This window comes from Parapedobacter sp. GCM10030251 (assembly GCF_042666505.1).
Lineage (GTDB): Bacteria > Bacteroidota > Bacteroidia > Sphingobacteriales > Sphingobacteriaceae > Parapedobacter.
Genome location: NZ_JBHTDN010000001.1, coordinates 622345 through 642034 on the forward strand (window position 1 = coordinate 622345; position 19690 = coordinate 642034).

The 19690-nt window shown below is 48.1% G+C and carries 15 protein-coding genes, 1 other RNA gene and 1 riboswitch; of the genes, 7 read left to right on the forward strand and 9 right to left on the reverse strand.

Annotated features, from left to right (window positions below; genetic code table 11):
* Nucleotides 1-60: 60 nt before the first annotated feature.
* From ACFQRK_RS02615 to ACFQRK_RS02635, 5 genes are all read right to left on the reverse strand, one after another.
* Entirely contained in the window at nt 61-1455 is a 1395-nt protein-coding gene (locus ACFQRK_RS02615; protein WP_379003337.1) for an exonuclease domain-containing protein, read from the reverse strand.
* A gap of 237 nt (nt 1456-1692) precedes the next feature.
* Nucleotides 1693-2175: a hypothetical protein gene (locus ACFQRK_RS02620; RefSeq protein ID WP_379003339.1), complete on the reverse strand. Its 483-nt coding sequence runs from the start codon at nt 2173-2175 to the stop codon at nt 1693-1695.
* Between the two features lie 6 nt (nt 2176-2181).
* Nucleotides 2182-2754: a hypothetical protein gene (locus tag ACFQRK_RS02625; RefSeq protein WP_379003340.1), complete on the reverse strand. Its 573-nt coding sequence runs from the start codon at nt 2752-2754 to the stop codon at nt 2182-2184.
* Nucleotides 2755-2769: 15 nt separating this feature from the next.
* Nucleotides 2770-3816 (reverse strand): NAD-dependent epimerase/dehydratase family protein, encoded by a 1047-nt coding sequence (locus ACFQRK_RS02630; RefSeq protein WP_379003343.1) that lies wholly within the window; start codon nt 3814-3816, stop codon nt 2770-2772.
* 8 nt (nt 3817-3824) lie between these two features.
* The gene (locus ACFQRK_RS02635) at nt 3825-5216 is read right to left on the reverse strand and encodes an arginine decarboxylase (protein WP_379003345.1); all 1392 of its coding nucleotides are present in this window, start codon (nt 5214-5216) and stop codon (nt 3825-3827) included.
* 193 nt (nt 5217-5409) lie between these two features.
* Between ACFQRK_RS02635 and argS the strand changes: the two genes are divergently transcribed.
* The 6 genes from argS to ACFQRK_RS02665 all read left to right on the forward strand — a co-directional run bounded on the left by argS (nt 5410) and on the right by ACFQRK_RS02665 (nt 12675).
* Entirely contained in the window at nt 5410-7194 is a 1785-nt protein-coding gene (gene argS, locus ACFQRK_RS02640; RefSeq protein WP_379003347.1) for an arginine--tRNA ligase, read from the forward strand.
* On the forward strand, nt 7194-8258 hold the full coding sequence (locus tag ACFQRK_RS02645) for an oxidoreductase (RefSeq protein WP_379003350.1): 1065 nt from the start codon (nt 7194-7196) through the stop codon (nt 8256-8258). The genes argS and ACFQRK_RS02645 overlap by 1 nt, the downstream gene beginning before the upstream one ends.
* Nucleotides 8259-8279: 21 nt before the next feature.
* Complete coding sequence (locus ACFQRK_RS02650) at nt 8280-9488, forward strand: NAD(P)/FAD-dependent oxidoreductase (protein ID WP_379003352.1); 1209 nt, start codon at nt 8280-8282, stop codon at nt 9486-9488.
* Between the two features lie 107 nt (nt 9489-9595).
* On the forward strand, nt 9596-10828 hold the full coding sequence (locus tag ACFQRK_RS02655) for a sugar MFS transporter (protein WP_379003354.1): 1233 nt from the start codon (nt 9596-9598) through the stop codon (nt 10826-10828).
* A gap of 32 nt (nt 10829-10860) precedes the next feature.
* Nucleotides 10861-11246, forward strand: an RNA gene (gene rnpB / locus ACFQRK_RS02660) — RNase P RNA component class A.
* Between the two features lie 13 nt (nt 11247-11259).
* Nucleotides 11260-12675 carry a sigma-54-dependent transcriptional regulator gene (locus tag ACFQRK_RS02665; protein WP_379003357.1) on the forward strand — a complete coding sequence of 472 codons (1416 nt, stop codon included), beginning with the start codon at nt 11260-11262 and terminating at the stop codon, nt 12673-12675.
* A 320-nt stretch (nt 12676-12995) separates the two neighbouring features.
* On the opposite strand, the gene ACFQRK_RS02670 is transcribed toward ACFQRK_RS02665, so the two are convergent.
* From ACFQRK_RS02670 to ACFQRK_RS02680, 3 genes are read right to left on the reverse strand one after another with little or no spacing between them, the layout of a single operon-like run.
* Nucleotides 12996-14177 carry a homoserine dehydrogenase gene (locus tag ACFQRK_RS02670; protein WP_379003359.1) on the reverse strand — a complete coding sequence of 394 codons (1182 nt, stop codon included), beginning with the start codon at nt 14175-14177 and terminating at the stop codon, nt 12996-12998.
* A 33-nt stretch (nt 14178-14210) separates the two neighbouring features.
* Nucleotides 14211-15266 (reverse strand): homoserine O-acetyltransferase, encoded by a 1056-nt coding sequence (metX, locus tag ACFQRK_RS02675; RefSeq protein ID WP_379003360.1) that lies wholly within the window; start codon nt 15264-15266, stop codon nt 14211-14213.
* A 3-nt stretch (nt 15267-15269) separates the two neighbouring features.
* On the reverse strand, nt 15270-16574 hold the full coding sequence (locus ACFQRK_RS02680; RefSeq protein ID WP_379003363.1) for an O-acetylhomoserine aminocarboxypropyltransferase/cysteine synthase family protein: 1305 nt from the start codon (nt 16572-16574) through the stop codon (nt 15270-15272).
* A 221-nt stretch (nt 16575-16795) separates the two neighbouring features.
* Nucleotides 16796-16909, reverse strand: a riboswitch (SAM riboswitch).
* 104 nt (nt 16910-17013) lie between these two features.
* Here ACFQRK_RS02680 and ACFQRK_RS02685 point away from each other — a divergent pair.
* Nucleotides 17014-17451: a DUF2721 domain-containing protein gene (locus tag ACFQRK_RS02685; RefSeq protein ID WP_379003365.1), complete on the forward strand. Its 438-nt coding sequence runs from the start codon at nt 17014-17016 to the stop codon at nt 17449-17451.
* 16 nt (nt 17452-17467) lie between these two features.
* On the opposite strand, the gene ACFQRK_RS02690 is transcribed toward ACFQRK_RS02685, so the two are convergent.
* Nucleotides 17468-19654, reverse strand: coding sequence for a glutamine synthetase III (locus ACFQRK_RS02690; RefSeq protein WP_379003367.1), 2187 nt, complete (start codon nt 19652-19654; stop codon nt 17468-17470).
* Nucleotides 19655-19690 lie beyond the last annotated feature (36 nt).

Sequence of the window (19690 nt, forward strand, 5' to 3'; positions counted from 1 at the left end):
TGGTATTGAAGTTCGACAAATTTCGGATACGGAAATAAAAGATAACAGATACAATTTCGGTTATTTAGACCCGTACAGTTTGGCGATGTCCGCACCGGGTTTCCATACCTTTAGGGGATATCTTTGTGCGTAGTTGAAAATCAGTTGCATCATGTACCCGTTGCTGAGGCAAGGAGTGAGCATTTCTTTGATTTCTTCCGGACCGCTGATATCCGCTGAATGACTGATATGGCCCATGCCGTGCAATTTACCGTTTTCCACCCAAATGCAGCTGACCTCGGTTTCGTCCCTTCCGCGATCAAAAATGGCAAATGTCGGAAGTTCGTTCGCAAGGTAATCGAGTGCTTGGTTTACGCGCTGGTTATGGTCCTCCGGGGCAAGGGCTGCCGGTTTTCCTGACAGCTGGCGAGGCCCACCAAATGTACAATATTGTGGATGCAGTGCAAACTTGGAAATTAGTAGGTTAAGTAGGTTTATGGCGTCTAATTGATTATGAAAGAGATGTGTGTTATGATTATTACGGCTATGTTTTCCAATAGCCAAGCGGAGATAACCGGCGTTGTCTTCGTAGGTATATAAAGCGTATTTAGGCTCGAAGCGTTTCAACGAGCGGTTATACGCGGGCCAATACCGTTTGATTTCCGCCGCTTCCAGTAAAAGCGCCATAAGTTCGGTACCACAACGTTCATAGTCGATTGAATGAATGTGACGGAGAAAGTGCTGGCGCTGGGGATTGGGGTTATGGCCGCTGAAGTGCTGCGCGACACGACTGCGGATGTTATTTGCTTTACCCACGTAAATAATTTTTCCGCCCAGATCCTTGAAGTAGTACACTCCGGTACTTTCAGGCAAGACATCGAATTGATCTTTGGCCAGATTAGGGGGTAGCTGTTGGTGTTTGGATTTCCTTTTCAGCATTTCCGTCAGGTGGCCGTCGACATCCCATTCCACCAAATTTCCAAACAGAATGGCGGTGGCATCTGCGTCGCCACCTGCGCGGTGCCGGTTGTTGATGGGGATGCCAAGTGCATTGCACAATCTGCCCAAACTATAAGAGGGCAGCCCGGGCCGAATCTTCCGGCTTAGCCGGACGGTGCACAGTTTCGGTGAGGTAAGTGAGAACCCCGCCAGCTCTAGGTGGTATTTCAGGAACGAATAGTCAAAATTAACGTTATGGGCAACAAATACGCTTTCTTTCAGTAATTCGAAAATCTGGGGCGCCAGCTCGTTGAATGTAGGGCTATCTGCCACCATTTCGGGCGAAATGCCCGTCACGGCTTGGATGTAGAGGGGAATGGGCCGCTGCGGATTGACCAACGAGTCATACCGTTCGACTACTTTTGTTCCATCGTGGATCCGTATCGCTACTTCGGTAATACCGCTGCCAGCGGCATAGCCGCCCGTGGTTTCAATATCCACAATCGCATAGAAGGTGTTTTCGGAACGCTGCCCCATAGGGCAAATATACTAAAATAGTTAGTCTGTCAAGCGATGGGATATATTTTTAGATACGTTCATTTTGAGAGGCGTCTTACACGATGTAGGCTGCTGCCGGACTGTTGCCAGACTGCTGCGTGTGGCTTAGCCGTCTTCCTGCGGTGAGCCGGCAGTCTGCTGGCTGTTTTTCGCACCATTACCGCAAGGTGACCGCACGCAAACCGCCAGCAGACCTCTCCGAGATGCGCAGCTTTTTTACATCGGATCCGTCGGTGCGGACGCGCTGACAGATGGCTCAGCGGGAGGCTCGGTAGTAACTCGCGAAACCCGCTTTCCGCGACGCGGCACAATCATAAAATAAAGGCAAGACAGCGACCACGAACCCCAGAAGAGATAGCCCCCGCTGTGAAAAGTTTCCTTCAACATCCGGTGAGAGGTGGTCGTAAAATCCACATACGTAAAGTAGGCGCCAACGAGCCCGAACAGCAGAACCAATAAGGTTGCGGTTACGGCAAGGCGCCGCCCAAGGAGCCGCTTGATGAGCCAGAGAGCGAAGATAAGCACCAGTTGAATAACAAAGAGCAGGATAGCGGTCTTCCACCAGATTTTGAAAATACCGTACTCGCTATACAATACACTGATCCCCACTTTTCCGATCAGCGACATTTGGGACATCAGTATGCCTGAAATTGTGGAAAGTAACGCCTGCACGGCGATGAGGGTTCCTAAGCCTTTCATATCGCATTATTTGGTAACTTCCCAGCCGGCATCGCCATTGAACCGCAGCGAATAGGTCTTTTTCGTAAATGAAGCGTTGTTGTCCGGATCCTTTTTGGCAAAATCCGCAAAATCGGTTTCGGCCTTCCGGAGTGTTACCGTTGCTTTCGCCCGGTTTTTGCCGGTCTGTTCAATCAGCACGCCACCCTCTTCATCAAGTGAATATTCAAACGTCTTCACGGTTACTTTTTTGTCGGTTTTTTCCAGAACAAGAGGAATGGACTTGTCCGTTAGCTTCACGAGATAAACAAAGGTGCTGTCTTTGGAAAGGAACTTTTTGCGCTCCTTGAGGCGTTCCATGGTAATGTAGCCCTCTTTTTCCAATCGTTGATAAGCTGCGAGAAGATCGGCGTCCGACCGCTGGCTGAACTTTATTTCGCCATAGTCCACCGCGGCAGTCTCATAAACCGGATTGGATTCAATATAATGGGCAATCTCGCTCAACGCCACCCGGTCGCTGATCGATTTTTCACTGCCGCAGGCCGTCCACAAAAAAACACTCAGGAGCAGGGCCAGGGATCGATAGTATACGTGTACCATAAATGATCATTTTTATCAAAAATAGGTTTTTGCAAAAGTTGTTCCAATACCACCAGGATGGTAGTAGGTTAGGTACCATTCGATGAATTTCTTTACACCGGTATCCACCGAAGTTTGGACCTGGTAACCGAAATCTGCCCGTAATTTGTCGACGTTAGCCCATGTCTTCTCTACATCACCAGCCTGCATGGGCAGGTATTCCTTGATAGCTTTTCTGCCGGTGTGCTTTTCAATGGATTCGATGAAATCCAATAGCCTGACGGGTCTGCCGTTGCCGACGTTGTAGAGGTTATACCGGGCCAATTTTTCACCCGATGCTGCTACAATGAGCTTGATGCTGTTGACGACGTCGCCTACGTAAGTAAAGTCACGGTATAGATTTCCATGGTTAAAAACCTGTAAGGGTCTGCCTTGTAGAATTGCATCTACGAATAGAAACATTGCCATATCGGGGCGACCCCATGGACCGTACACTGTGAAAAATCGCAAACCGGTTGTTTTTAATCCATACAGATGGCTGTAGGTATGCGCCATTAGTTCATTGCTTCGCTTGGTGGCGGCGTATAAGCTGACGGGATGGTCCACGCGATCGTCTTCTGAAAAAGGAATCTTATCGTTTGCTCCGTAGATCGAAGAACTGGAAGCGTAGATCAAGTGACGGACGCGATGGTGGCGACAACATTCCAGCACATTGGCAAACCCGACTAGATTGGAATGTACGTAAGCTTGCGGATTTTCGAGCGAATACCGGACCCCTACCTGCGCTGCCAGGTGAAGTACCCACTCAAATTCTTCGTGTTGGAAAAGTGTATCCAGCTGGTCTGCACGGGTAATGTCCAACTGTTGGAAACGATAATTCGCGTGGGTTTTACTGGGTATGGGTTCGCTTTCCTGTATTTGCGGCCGTTCTATGCCGCACTCCGCCAGACGTGCATATTTCAATCCGATATCATAATAATCGTTGAGGTTGTCAAGGCCCACCACCGTGTGGCCCTCAGCAAGGAGCATCTGCACAGCGTGAAAGCCGATGAATCCGGCTGCGCCAGTCACCAAAATCTTCATTTTCCACCCTATTGATATCCCAGCAGCCTTAATACCTGTTTGCTGTTCTGTTCCTCGCCGAACACTTCGAAGTTGAAAGTTTCGTCGCGGTTACGCCTCACCAACACGTGCTTGGGTGAGGGGAGAAGGCAGTGGTGGATACCGCCATATCCGCTCAATACCTCTTGATAGGCACCCGTATGAAAGAATCCAAGGTACTGAATTTTACGGGTTTTGGGCATGAACACGTTGTTCATATGGGCCTCCTGGTTGTAATAATCCTGCCCGTCGCACGTAATCCCGCCGAGGTTCACCCGTTCGTATTCCGAATCCCAGTTGTTGATGGGCAGGAGTATGTATTTTTGATTGAGCGCCCAAACGTCAGGAAGGTTCGTGATGAACGAGCCGTCCAGCATCAACCATTTTTCCCGGTCGTTCTGCTGTTTGCGCCCGAGTACTTTATAAAGAATACCCGAAGCTTCCGCTACCGTATACTTGCCGAATTCGGTAATAATATCGGGCTCCATGACTTCGTGCTGGGCGCAGATCTGCTTGATCCGGTTGACGATTTCGTTGACCATATACTCGTAATCGAAATCATGCACCAGCGAATCCTTGAACGGCATTCCGCCTCCGATATCCAAGGTATCCAAATCGGGATTTATTTTCTTGAATTTGCAGTAGAGTGTAACGTATTTTTCGAGTTCGTTCCAATAATAAGGTGTATCGGAAATGCCCGAATTGATAAAGAAATGGAGCAGCTTCACCCTGAAATTGGGATTCGGTACCACTTTATTGTTATAAAAATCCAGGATATCTTCTAGCCGAATGCCCAATCGGGAAGTATAAAATTGCGAGTCCGGTTGTTCTTCAGCCGCAATACGGATTCCCAGATTGCAAGGCTCTTCCAACTCAACTTCATCGTCGTAGATATTAAACTCTTCTTTATTGTCCAACACCGGTATAATGTTCTTATATCCGTCGTGTAGCATATCTACGATGTATTGCTTGTATTGATAGGTTTTAAACCCGTTGCATATCACCGTGATATCCTTATTGACAATGCCCTTTTTTTCCAGGGCATCTATCATCGGCATATCGAAGGCCGACGAGGTCTCCAGGTGGATGTCGTTTTTCAAAGCTTCCTCTACCACGTGACGGAAGTGAGAGCTCTTTGTACAATAACAATATTTATAGGAACCCCGATAATTATGCTTCAAGATAGCCGTTTGGAACAATATCTTCGCCTGCTGAATCTTTTTACTGATAATCGGCAAATAGGTGAATCGCAACGGCGTTCCGTAGGTCTCAATCATTTCCATGAGGTTCAGGTCATGGAAATACAGTTCGTCGTCGATGATATCAAATCCATCTTGGGGAAACCCCACGCTTAGGTCAAGAAATTCCTGATAGCTTTGCATTTTTATATTTTGTTCTAAATAACCCCCTGCTTTTCAATGGCAGAAACGAATTCAACAAACATCCATTTGCATATAAAGGCCTGTTTGTCTAAGTTTGGCAAAGATATGTTTTCGGTACGAAATGAAACAGTTATCTAATTGTAATTTTATGATTTCGATATCGATGCTAAGGAATTAATGCTTAAATACTTACATGATTAACGCCATACAGCAGCAACTTATACGATATACCAAACAGGCAGTCAGTGAATTATATCATTCGGACGTACCCGATCACCAAATTACACTGCAGGAAACCCGAAAGGAATTTGAAGGACAATTGACGATCGTTACGTTTCCGTTTACCCGATTTTCAAAAAAGACGCCCGAGTTGACCGGTCAGGAAATCGGAAATTATCTATTACCCCGTATTCCAGCGATTGCGTCTTTCAACGTAATCAAAGGATTTTTAAATATCAATCTTTCCGATGCGTATTGGGCGGATTTATTTACAACAGCGATTGCCCGGGAAAGTTTTGGTACATTCGAACCCAACGGCAAAAAGCTGATGGTAGAATATTCGTCGCCAAACACCAACAAACCCCTGCACCTGGGCCACATCCGTAACAATTTATTAGGGTACTCGGTAGCCGAGATTTTAAAGCGCTATGGCTACGAGGTGATAAAGGCCAATTTGGTTAACGACCGCGGCATCCATATCTGTAAGTCGATGCTCGCATGGAAACGATGGGGAAATGGCGAAACACCCGAAAGCAGCGGTCTCAAGGGTGACCACCTGGTGGGTAAATATTATGTGTTGTTCGACAAGGCTTATAAACAGGAAGTCGATGCACTGCGGGCGCAGGGATTGGATGAAGATGAAGCCAAGAAGCAGGCGCCGATTATCCGGGAAGCCCAGCAGATGCTTCAGCAATGGGAAGCGGGCGACGCCTCCGTCATTGAGTTGTGGAAGACGATGAATGGTTGGGTATATGCCGGTTTTGAGCGCACATACAATCGGCTCGGCGTGGATTTTGACAAATATTATTACGAGTCCAATACGTACCTGCTTGGTAAAGATATCATTCAGGAGGGGCTGGACAAGGGAGTGTTTTTCCGGAAGGCGGACAACTCGGTTTGGATTGACCTGACGGAGGACGGTTTGGATGAAAAGTTAGTGTTGCGCGGAGACGGAACCTCGGTCTACATCACCCAGGATTTGGGTACAGCCCAGCTAAAGTATGACGAGTTCGGGATGAATGAATCCATTTACGTAGTAGGCAACGAGCAGGACTATCACTTTAACGTACTCTTTTTAATTTTAAAAAAACTGGGTAGATCATGGGCAGACGGTCTCTTTCACCTATCTTATGGGATGGTCGATTTACCGTCGGGCAAGATGAAATCGCGGGAGGGTACGGTAGTGGATGCGGATGACCTGATGGATGAAATGACGGAAACGGCTAAGAGGAGAACAGAAGAACTGGGAAAGACGGAGGGACTATCGGAAGCGGAAAAGGCACATCTTTACCACATTATCGGCATGGGCGCCCTGAAATATTTTCTGCTGAAAGTGGAGCCCAAAAAGCGCTTACTTTTTGATCCAAATGAGTCCATCGATTTCCAAGGTCACACGGGGCCGTTTATTCAATATACGCATGCACGTATCCGGTCTGTTTTGACGAAAGGAAACTTTTCGGAAAACACGCCATTACCCGTTCCAGGCGAATTGACAGGTAGCGAGCGTGACCTGATCCGGTTACTGGGCGACTATCCTTCTGTGATTGAAGTTTCCGCACGAGAATTCAGTCCGGCGCAATTGGCCAATTATTGTTTTGAGCTTGCCAAACAGTACAATAAATTTTATCACGAGGAATCCATTCTTAAAGCGGAAGTGGAATCTATCAAGAATTTCAGGTTGCACCTTTCGGAGGCGACTGCCCGCATCATTTCAGACGGAATGAATCTCTTGGGTATCGAGGTGCCAGAACGAATGTAATGGAGAAAACAATTCATGTAGGCCTTATTGGCTTTGGCATAGGTGGACAGGTGTTCCATGCGCCAATTATTACTTCAGTGGATGGATTACGCTTGCATAAGGTAAGCGCGCGCCGCCCTGAGCAGTTGGAAATGCTTCAACGGCGGTATCCAGATACACGGATCGTCGATAACGCCGACGCCATCATCCACGCCGACGATATCGATTTGGTGGTGGTTGCTACGTCCAATGACGTACACTATTCGCTTGCAAAAGCAGCTCTTCTAGCGGGTAAGCACGTGGTGGTTGAGAAACCATTTACCATCACGGTAGGTGAGGCAGACGAACTCATCGCCTTGGCGAGGCAACAAAATAAGGTATTGAGTGTGCATCACAATTCCCGATGGCACAGTGACTACCTGACGTTACGGAAAGTAGCCAAAAGTGGCAGACTCGGCAGATTGGTTTCTTTTGAAGCGCGCTTTGATCGGTTCCGTAACGCGCTCCGGCCAAATGCATGGCGGGAAGCCGACTTGCCCGGATCGGGAATATGGTATGACCTGGGCGCGCACCTGGTCGACCAAACTCTCCAACTTTTCGGCTTGCCGCTGGCAATAAACGCCGATTTACGGATTCAGCGTCCCGGCGCCGGCGCGGTGGATGATTTTGAGGTAATCCTGCATTACCCCCAGCTTAAAGTATCATTGAAAGGATCGATGCTCGTCAAGGAGCCGACACCCCGCTACGCGCTATACGGAATGGACGGCGCATTTGTGAAAGCCGGAGTGGATCCGCAGGAGGCGGCGCTGAGAGCCGGGTTATCGCCTAAAGGGAATCCCAATTGGGGCAAGGAACCTCCGGAAATCTGGGGAAAACTTAACGTGCTGGAGAATGGCAAAGATCGCATCGAGTATGTCGAGAGTGAACAGGGAGACTATCCCGCTTTTTATCGGAACGTGTACGAGGCGATTTCGGCCGGCAGGGAATTAGCGGTACAGCCCGAACATGCCCGGAATGTCATCTACGTAATTGAGATGGGCGAAAGGAGCTGGGCCGAGAAACGAACGCTGGACTTACAATTTTAGGTTGGCTAGGCTACGATCACGTTGACGACAGAAGATAGCCAATATGATGCTGTAATTATCGGCGGCGGTGCCTGCGGACTGATGTGCGCCATACAGGCCGGGCTACGGGGAAAACTGACATTGGTTTTGGAACGGAACAACCAACCGGGAGCGAAAATCCGTATTTCCGGCGGGGGACGCTGTAATTATACCAATCTATATACCGGCCTTGAAAATTTTGTGTCCGCTGACCCTTCGTTTGCTGAACATGCCCTAACCAGGTGGACGGTAAATGATACCCTTGAATTTTTTGCGCAACAGGGAATCATCGGCAAGGAAAAGACTCTCGGCCAACTGTTTCCGACAAGTAACAATGCAAAGGATGTCGTGTCTGCATTGACACGTCTGATGCACCGGTATGGACAGCGGCTTCAGACCGGCAGCAAGGCACTGTCGGTCGAAAAGCAGACCGACCGTTCATTTGTGATATCTTATGAAAGAATGGGTGTGGTGCACCGTGTGGTTACCCCAAAAGTAGTACTGGCGAGCGGTGGACTCCCCGTGGCGAAGTTAGGTGCCAGTGATTTTGCGATACGGATAGCTCGTCAGTTCGGACTCGACATCGTACCTACCGCCCCGGCGCTCGTTCCGCTGACGGTCACGGGCAAAGATGCGGATTGGTTTGCGGCACTGTCGGGTAATAGCGTGTTTTGCCGCGTATCCAATCAGCGCATCAGCTTCGAAGAAAATATCCTGTTTACGCATTGGGGGCTTAGTGGCCCAGCCATATTACAAATTTCTTCTTACTGGCGACCGGGGGAATCCATCGCGCTCGACCTCCTTCCAACACATTCCTTGGAAGCGTTAATTAAGGAAGAGCGAGCTGCGGGGGGGAAACGGTTGGTTGGTCAGCTTCTGGGCGATTTCTATCCGAAGAGGCTTGTGGAGGCACTCGGCCGTTTTCTTCCCGTTCAAACCAAAATTGCTTCACTAGGGAAATTGGACGCAAAGCGGATTGCCGAGACAATCCACCGGTTTGAGGTAAAGCCGGCAGGCGATAAGGGATACGATAAAGCGGAAGTGATGCGGGGAGGAATTGCTACACACGAACTGGAGCGAGAGACCCTGGAAGCAAAAAGCGTACGCGGATTGTATTTCGGTGGCGAGTGTGTCGATATGACCGGTTGGCTGGGCGGGTATAATTTCCAATGGGCGTGGGCCAGTGGCTACCTGATTGCACAGGCAATTTGATGCCGCATTGCTGGGGAAAAGCTGAAACGGTTTTGTTGAACGCGATTTTCATTGCATTAAAGAGCAACTTTAGCTAAGTTTGGACCGCTAATTTAAAAACCTTACGAATGGAGAGAAATGCTGCAAAACTTACCGAGCGCAACTATTTGTTGGTGTTCGGATTCGTCACCTTATTATTCCTGTTGTGGGGTGTGGCCATTACCATGGGAGATGTCCTGAACAAGCATTTCCAGACGGTACTTGGAATAACCAAGGCCGAATCGGGATTGGTGCAGTTTTCCATTTTTGGCGCATACGCAGTCATGGGGATTCCCGCGGGACTCTTTATGAAGCGGTTTGGGTACAAGCGCGGGGTACTGTTAGGCTTAACGCTTTATGCAGTTGGCGCTTTTCTGTTTGTGCCTGCGGCCGATGCAGAATCGTTCGGCTTTTTTCGAATAGCCCTGTTCGTTTTGGCCTGCGGCTTGGCTACGCTGGAAACCGTGGCGCACCCCTTTATCGCGGTGCTTGGCGATCAGGCATCAAGCGATAGGCGGATCAATTTTGCGCAGTCATTCAACGGCTTGGGAACGATCATAGGCCCCACGTTGGGCAGTTATTTTATTCTCAGCGGGAACATCGGCGCATCGGGAAGCCTTACATCCGTAAAGTGGCTTTACATAGGTATTGGCATTACGATCACGCTGGTAGCCGTTGCGTTCAGTTTACTCCGTGTCCCGGCCTTGCCAACCGAACATGGTCATGGGAGTGACGGTACTCAGACAACGGCAATACCTCCAAAAAAGGGACTTTTTCAGCACCGCCATTTTGTTTGGGCGTTTATTGCGCAATTTTTTAACACTGCGGCTCAAGGGGGTACTTGGGCTTTTTTCATTAACTACGGCCACGAAAAGATGGGACTCAGCGATGAGGTGGCCGGGTACTATTTCGCGGTGAGCATGGTCATGATGACCGTGGGAAGGTTTGTGGGTACCTTTCTGATGAAATACATCGCGCCCAATAGGCTGTTGGCCGTGTTTGCCCTGTGTAATGTGGCAATGTGCTTACTTATCGGGCAAAGTTGGGGCTGGCCATCGTTTGTGGCTTTGTTGATGCTTAATTTCTTCTTCAGCATCATGTTTCCGACCATTTTTAGTCTTGGTCTCAAGGATCTGGGGCCCCATACGCAACGTGCTTCGTCCTTTATCGTAATGGGCGTCGTGGGCGCAGCGTTATTTCCGTTTGTCATGGGTAAGGTTGCCGACCACGATGTGGCAACGGCCTATTACCTGCCGATTATTTGTTATTTGGTGATCTTTCTATTCGGGGCGCGGCTGTATAAAACCGGCACCCGCTTCTGAATTCGTGACTTATTGCTTACCTTTGCAGCGAAAAGCAGGCCCGTTCTATCGCCGCGGCATTAGCCGGGGAGGAAAGTCCGGACAACACAGAGCACCTCGCTTCCTAACGGGAAGGATCCGCCGGCTGGCGGATACGGAAAGTGCCACAGAAAATATACCGTCCGCCGATTGGCGGATAAGGGTGAAAACGTGGGGTAAGAGCCCACGGCTTTGCATGGTGACATGCATCGCGGTAAACCCCGGGGGTTGAAAGGCCAAATAGGTTGCGGATCGAAGGAAGTTGCTCGCTTCCCGTTCTGCCGGAAGGTGGACACCGCAACGGGTAGACCGATAGAGCCTGGCAGCGATGACAGGCCTAGATAAATGATAGAACCCGACTTGTCGGGAACAGAATCCGGCTTATAGGGTTTGCTTTTTTGTAATATACAAGTATGACCAAGATATTAATCATCGACGACGAGCGAGCCATTCGAAGTACCCTTAGGGAAATCCTTGAATACGAAGATTATAAGGTAATTGACACCGATAATGGCATCGATGGCTTAGCCCTTATCAAAAAAGAGGATATTGACCTTGTTCTTTGCGATATCAAAATGAGTAAGATGGACGGTATGGAGGTGCTCACGGAAGCATTAGCCATCAAACCGGATTTGCCTTTTATCATGATATCGGGGCATGGTACGATTGAAACCGCTGTTGAAGCGAGTAAAAAGGGAGCCTACGATTTTATTTCCAAACCACCCGATTTGAATCGGTTGTTGATTACCGTGCGCAATGCCTTGGAACGCGGCACATTGGTTACCGAAACCAAAGTGCTGAAACGGAAAGTAAGCAAAACGCGGGATATCCTCGGGAATTCCGGTGCGATCCAACGTATCAAAGAAACGATCGAGCGGGTTGCGCCAACGGATGCAAGGGTGCTGGTAACCGGGGCGAACGGCAGCGGCAAGGAATTGGTGGCACGTTGGCTGCATGAAAAATCGCCACGTGCCGGAGCTCCGCTGATTGAGGTCAATTGTGCTGCCATCCCGTCCGAATTAATTGAAAGTGAGCTTTTCGGGCACGAAAAAGGGTCATTTACGTCGGCTGTAAAGCAACGTATCGGAAAGTTTGAACAGGCACACAACGGAACGCTGTTTTTGGACGAAATCGGAGACATGAGCCTCTCAGCCCAGGCCAAAGTGCTGAGAGCATTGCAAGAAAACAAGATTACACGGGTAGGAGGGGAAAAGGAAATCAGCGTAAATGTTCGGGTAATTGCGGCCACGAACAAAGACCTTCTCAAAGAGATCGATGCAGGCAATTTCCGTATGGACTTGTACCACCGGTTAAGTGTCATTATTATTCATGTACCCCCACTTACTGAACGGAAAGAGGACATACCTACGTTGGCCGAGCATTTTTGCGAAGAGGTGTGTAATGAGTATAATATGCCGGTGAAGCGGATCACAGCGGAGGCAATGGAGGCGTTAAAAGAGTTGCCATGGACAGGTAATATCCGGGAACTGCGCAATCTGGTTGAACGATTGATTATCCTGAGTGACAAATCGATCACCGACCGGGACGTACGCACGTTTGCGAATCCCAGTTCTTTTGCCGTAAATCGTGAGGAAGTGGTGAAAGTGGCAGAGATTGCGACCTCGTACGCTGGAGGAAATAGTGTCCTGCCGGACTATGACGGTTTTTCATCTTTTCAGGACTTCAAGGACCATACAGAAAAGGAATACATTAAATACAAATTGGAAAAAAATGGATGGAATGTATCCAAAACAGCCGATGAAATCGACATCCAACGCAGCCATTTGTATAGTAAGATTGAAAAATACGGTTTGAAAAGGGAATCATAGCCCACGAAATTGGCTAGCGCCAACCGTGGGCTATGCGTCATCATTCGTTAAATTTCCGGTATTGTTTTCGAACAAGCACCAAAACAGCTACAATCAATACAATTCCGCCTAGTACGATATAGCCGTATGTTTGCCAGGAGCTTGCTTCAACTCCCGATTCGTTCTGCTGAACGAGGGCGACGACGTTAAAAAATGCAAATAATAAAGCAACGGTGCAGTGCATGATGGCATCATAATTTCTGTACAATATACAAATATAAATGCACAAACAACTGTTATGTTTTTTTTAATTTGTTTTTTGACAAAATGTCCGCCACGTGCTATGCGATTTCCGCTATAAATACCCCTTCACGATTAACCGCTTCCTGGTTTTTTAAAATGTTCCCGAGATTGACTTTGCCGATCACGTATTTGAAATCGTTCGCATAGTAACGTTCACTGATCGATGAGAATCCGAGCGTGTCGATCAGTTGTTCGTCTTCATAGCGCAGGTAAACCCAGATTTCCCAATCGGTGCTGTAGGTAAGTTCCCCCGCGCCGAGGTGCTTTTTGTATTCGTATCTGTACCCGTATCGGAGTGCGGCGATATCGGACAACACCGCGGATCCCGTGGGGTGGCCACCGGCTCCCTTTCCGTAGAAAAACTGTTCATCAGCAAACGCCGCTTTGACCAGTACACCGTTATATTCGTTTTCTACACCATAAAGGATGTTGTCGGACGAAACGAGTTTCGGCAATACGTATAGAATGACCGCTTTATCGTTGATCTCCCGCGCGGTGGGGACTAACTTGATCTTGAATTTTTTTTCCCGTGCAAATTGGATATCGGAAGCACCAAGTTTATCAATCCCGATGTTTAAAATGGCATCCGGGGATATGTATAGACCATATGCATGGGAAGCTACGATGGCCAATTTAAATTTCGCATCGAATCCGCCAACGTCCAGCGTGGGATCGGTTTCAGCAAAGCCGAGGTCCTGTGCTTGTTTCAATGCGGTTGAATACGCCAAGTTTTCATTAAATATTTTGGAAAGGATGTAATTTGACGAACCATTGAAGATACCCATTACGGAATGCAGAAGTTCGTTGTCATAGTATTCTTCCAGGTTTCGGATAATGGGAATGCTGCCGCATACTGCTCCCTCGTAAAGCAGACTTGTGCCGTATTCGTGTTGGATATCTACCAGTTCTTCGAGATGGGTAGCAATCATTTTTTTATTCGCGGAAACGACATTTTTTCCCGACCGCAGTGCGGTGGACACGATTTCGAAGGCGGCTTCGGCATCGTCTATCAATTCGACCACGGTATTGATTTCGGGGTCATCTAACACCAGTCTGGCGTCGGTCGTAAACATTTCTGCCGGTAGTGTCCGTTTTTTTTCAGGATGCTTGATAACGAATCGTTTGATGGCAAGGTTGAGGTTTTTGGTCTTAATGATGTCGTGCAGTCCTTGTCCGACCACACCGAAACCGAAAAGCCCTAGGGTAAGTTTGTTGTTCATGTTTGCTGTTATGTCGATATAATGGTAATTAAGTTAACTAACGTTTTGATAATACGTTCTTTGTCGAAATACTTCGTTATGGTGAAAGAAGTCCGCGATTGCTGACGCAATCTGTTTTGTCTCAATCAGAAAGCCATCATGTCCGTAAAATGAGTCAATTTCGGCATAGGCGGCCCCGGGAATATGCGCAGCCAGGAATTTCTGTTCCCCGGTTGGGAATAATAGGTCGCTACTGATACCAATAACCAACGTTTGTGCCTTGATTTGGCGCAGCACGTTGGGTATATCCGCGCGACCACGCCCGATGTTATGGCTGTCCATTGCTTTGCTCAGAAACCAGTAGCTGTACGCGTTGAAGCGTTTAACCAATTTCTCTCCCTGGTAATTCTGATAGGTCGAAGCCCTGAAACCGTCATTTTTTTCGTTCGAAGGTTCCGATTGGGTGGCCGCGTAGGTAGGATAACCCCGATATGAAAGCAGCGCGATGCTACGAGCTGCTTTTAATCCTTTGGCGCCTCCGTTGGGATGGTTGGCATAAAAAGTCCGATCGGCACTGATGGCAAGGCGTTGGCTTTCATTAAACGCGATGCCCCACGGCGAATGGACAGCGTTTGTTGCCAGGAGCACCAGTCGGTCAATCCGGTCGGGATCCAGGATCGCCCATTCCAAAGCTTGTTGACCGCCCAACGAGCCACCGATTGCCAATGCAATCTTTTTTATGCCCAGGTAGTCCGCAAGCAACCGGTGCGCATCCGCTAAGTCTCTGATGGAGAATTGAGGGAAAGATAAGTAATAGGGGTGTCCAGTGGCCGGATCGATACTCAGGGGATTCGTGCTTCCATACGGAGATCCGATGATATTTGCACAAATAATGAAATAATCGCCGGGATTAAAGAAATCGGTTGAGCCGAACAACCCTGGCCACCACTCGAAAACATCCGAATTGGCCGTTAGCGCATGGCATACCCATACTACATTATCTTTCCGTTCATTCAGTGTACCATAGGTATGGTAAGCGATTTCAAGATTACTGATCCGCTTTCCGTTTTCGAACCTGAAGGTTGGACAACTGAATGTTTGAATACTCATAATTTACTTGATTTTATCGAACGCCTGTTGCAAATCGGCTTTGATGTCGTCGACGTGTTCGATACCCACGGCTAATCGCAGCTCTCCCGGGAAAACGCCCGCACTTCGTTGCTCCGCTTCACTGAGCTGTTGATGCGTGGTTGCCGATGGGTGGATAATCAAGGTTTTGGTATCGCCCACATTCGCTAGATGGCTTACCAGTTCCAAGTTATCGATAAACGTGTTGGCTTTCTCGGCTTCGCCTTTTATTTTGAATGACAGTACGCTGCCGAATCCATTTTTGAGGTATTTTTGGGCGCGCGAATGATTCGGATGGTTTTTTAGTCCCGGATAGCTCACACGCTCGACCTGCGGATGGTTTTCGAGCCATTTGGCGATTTCCAAAGCGTTGTCTACATGCCGCTGCACACGCAGTGATAGCGTTTCCAAGCCCTGTAACAATAAAAAGGCATTAAAAGGTGATAAGGCCGGTCCGAAATCCCGGAGTCCTTCTACGCGGGCACGTATGATGAATTGGATATTCCCTAAGGGGCTGTCTACGCCAAATACGTCGCTGAAAACCAATCCGTGATAACCTTCGGACGGTTCACTGAATTGTTTGAATTTGCCATTACCCCAATTATAGTTGCCGCCATCGACGATGACGCCTGCAATGCTGTTTCCGTGTCCACCAATCCATTTTGTGGCGGCTTGTACGACCACGTTGGCACCGTGTTCGATGGGTTTGAAGAGATAACCCGCAGCGCCGAACGTATTGTCGACGATCAACGGTAGGTCGTGTTTCTTGGCCACTGCTGCAATTCGATCGAAATCAGGGATGGTATAGCTAGGGTTGCCAATGGTCTCGACGTAGATTGCTTTGGTCTTTTCGTCAATCAGTGCTTCAAAACTCTCGGGTTCGTCGTTTTGTGTAAACCGGGCCTCAATACCGAGACGTTTAAACGAAACTTTGAACTGGTTGTACGTTCCGCCATAGAGATTGGAACTGGTCACGAAATTTTCGCCGCTTTCAATGATGTTGGTCAGCGCAATGAATTGGGCGGATTGTCCCGATGCTACGGCTAGTCCGGCAACACCGCCTTCAAGTGCAGCCACACGTTTTTCAAAAACGTCGGTGGTAGGGTTCATGATGCGGGTATAAATATTTCCGAATTCCTTCAGGGCGAATAGATTGGCGCCGTGTTCCGCATTGTTAAATACAAAGGAAGTGGTTTGATAAATGGGAACTGCGCGAGCGCCGGTTGTTGGGTCAGCTACTTGCCCGGCGTGTACTTGCAGGGTCTCAAATTTTAGATTTTCGTTAGCCATGATTTATTTATTTTATAAAATGATTGAGATAGATTATTCTGTTAAGTGTTAGATTACGGGATGCTCGCGTACATAACCGCCATCGCGTGGCAAATTACTTACAGGTAGCAAGCGAGCGGTTTAGCAACAATCGCGCATGCCCATTGTTATACGGCACATTCGGTTGGCCCGGGAAAATGAGAAATGAAAATTGCTTGTCAAATACGTATTCATCGTCTTATAATTTATATGCTCCCAACCGACATTGATTGGGACAGGAATTGGCACCTTTTCCGCCGTTACAGATGGTTGCCAGTGGGTCACTGAGCCAGTCTCTCGCCACTTCTTTATAAACCAAGACCTTAAGAGGAATTGATTTGTGTGTGCCTAAACACACAACGGCTGCAAATATAGGCGGTGTGATTTGGTTGTGCAAAGTTTTTTTAATTTTTTTGTGAAGATGAGCATCACATTCAATACCGCAGCATTATTATTTCCGGCAATCAGTTTGATTATGTTGGCCTATACCAATCGGTTTCTTGCGTTGGCGGCGTTGGTCCGCAGCTTACACGCGAAATACCTTGAACACAATAAGAGCGGGGTTTTACACGGACAGATCAAGAATCTGCGCTTTCGGCTCAAACTGATCAGGCAAATGCAAGCCATGGGCGTATTAAGCTTCATTACCTGCATTGTCTGTATGTATTGTATCTACATGGGAGATCAATTTTTTACGGAGCTCACGTTTGCCTTAAGTTTGTTGTTCTTTGCTGCGTCTTTGGTCATCTCCTTGATCGAAATCCAGGTAAGTAACAAGGCGCTGGAATTGGAATTGGGGGATATGGAGGCAGGTAGAAAAGAAAAAAAGCGGCCTCCGATGGGAGGCCGCGAAATTTAAGTTTAGAGGGTGTTAGTTATCGTACAAATAAAAGCTCACGCAATTTCGGCAACGGCCATTGTCCGTCATCCACAATCTGTTCCAACTTATTGATGTGATAGCGGATCTTATCGAAGTATGGCTTCACATTTTCGTCGTAAGCGATCGCTTTTTCGCGGACATCTTCCAATACATTGGCCTTTTTGCGTTCCTGGCGCATGGCCTCAGCATCAATCAGGATGGTGTTGATGTGATTGGAAATCCGCTCAATAAGGTTGGATTGTGAACTGTAAGCTTCGGATTTGAGGCCCAGATCCTTTAGCCCTTTGACATTCGTGATCAAATCATTTTGATAGTGGAAAGCTGCGGGAGCAATCAGACTGTTCACGATTTCTCCAATAACGCGGGCTTCGATCTGGATTTTCTTGTAATAGCTTTCCAAAAGGATTTCGTGCCGCGCTTCACTTTCACGCCTGCTCAATATGGACAACCGTTCAAACAAATCCAGTGATTTTTCGCTGACGTATACATCGAGCGCTTTAGGCGTGGTCTTGATGTTGGAAAGGCCGCGTTTGTGTGCTTCTTCTTCCCACTCTTTGCTATATCCGTTTCCTTCAAAGCGGATGGCCTTGGATTCTTTGATGTATTTGCGCACGACATTCAGCAATGCCAGGTCTTTTTTCGTGCCTTTTTTGATCTGTTTGTCAACTTCCGACTTGAACTCGATCAGTTGATCAGCTACGATCGCGGTGAGTACCGTCATCGGGCTGGCGCTATTGGCGGACGAACCCACGGCCCGGAATTCAAATTTGTTGCCGGTAAACGCGAAAGGAGAGGTCCTATTGCGGTCGGTATTGTCCAGTTGCAATTCCGGTATTTTGGGGATACCGTGCCACAACATGGCTTCGTTTTTCACTTTTTTAGCCACCCTAGCTGTTTCAACTTCATCAAGTACGGCATTAAGCTGGCTTCCCAGGAAAATGGAGATAATGGCCGGCGGCGCTTCATTGGCACCCAGGCGATGGTCATTTGCCGCGCTGGCAATGGAAGCACGCAGCAAGTCCGCATGATCGTGCACCGCTTTGATGACATTGACGAAGAAGGTAAGGAACATCAGGTTGTTCTTCGGGGTTTTTCCCGGAGAAAGTAGGTTGATGCCCGTATTGGTAATCATCGACCAGTTGTTATGTTTACCCGAACCATTTATGTCGGCGTAAGGCTTCTCGTGAATCAGTACCTTGAATTTATGGCGGAGCGCTACCTGTTCCATCAAGTTGAGGAGCAACTGATTGTGGTCGATAGCCAGGTTAATTTCCTCGAACATCGGGGCGCATTCAAATTGCGAGGGAGCTACCTCGTTGTGGCGGGTTTTCAGCGGAATCCCCAATTTAAGTGCCTCTTGTTCCAGATCAACCATGAATGCCAGCACACGCTCCGGAATCGCTCCGAAATAATGGTCTTCCAGCTGTTGTCCTTTGGCAGACATGTGTCCAAACAGGGTGCGACCGGTCAGCTGTAAATCAGGTCTGGCATTAAACAACGCTAAATCGACGAGAAAATACTCCTGTTCGATACCCAACGAAGCGAAAACTTTGGTAACCGATTTGTCGAAGAAGTTGGCCACGTCTACGGCTGCCTTGTCCAAGGCATTAAGCGCTTTCAGCAGGGGAGCCTTGTAGTCGAGCGCCTCGCCGGTATAGGAAACGAAAATAGTAGGGATGCAAAGGGTCTTGCTGCCTCCGGTTTCGTATATGAACGCGGGTGAGGAGGGGTCCCAGCCGGTATATCCCCTTGCTTCAAACGTGTTACGGATACCGCCACTGGGAAAGCTAGAAGCATCCGGTTCCTGTTGAACCAATGCGCTGGCCGTAAATTTATCAATCGCTGACCCGTCAGGCAAAGGCTCAAAAAACGCATCGTGTTTTTCCGCCGTAGCACCGGTGAGTGGTTGAAACCAATGCGTGTAGTGAGTTACACCGTTTGTGATCGCCCAGCTTTTCATCGCTTGGGAAATGTGTTCAGCGAGGTCCAGACTGATTGCCTTTCCTTCATCGATCGTTTCCACCAATTCTGCATAGGCATTTTTCGGAAGGTATTCCTTCATCTTAGCAGTCGTGAACACATTTTTGCAATAGTAAGAAGAAGGCTTGATCGTTTCAGATGTTTTGTTGTTGTTTAATCGGGATATGGCAGTCTCGACTGCCTTGAATCTTAACTCTGACATTTAATTCTTGTTTATTTATTTGATGCGCTTTGTTGT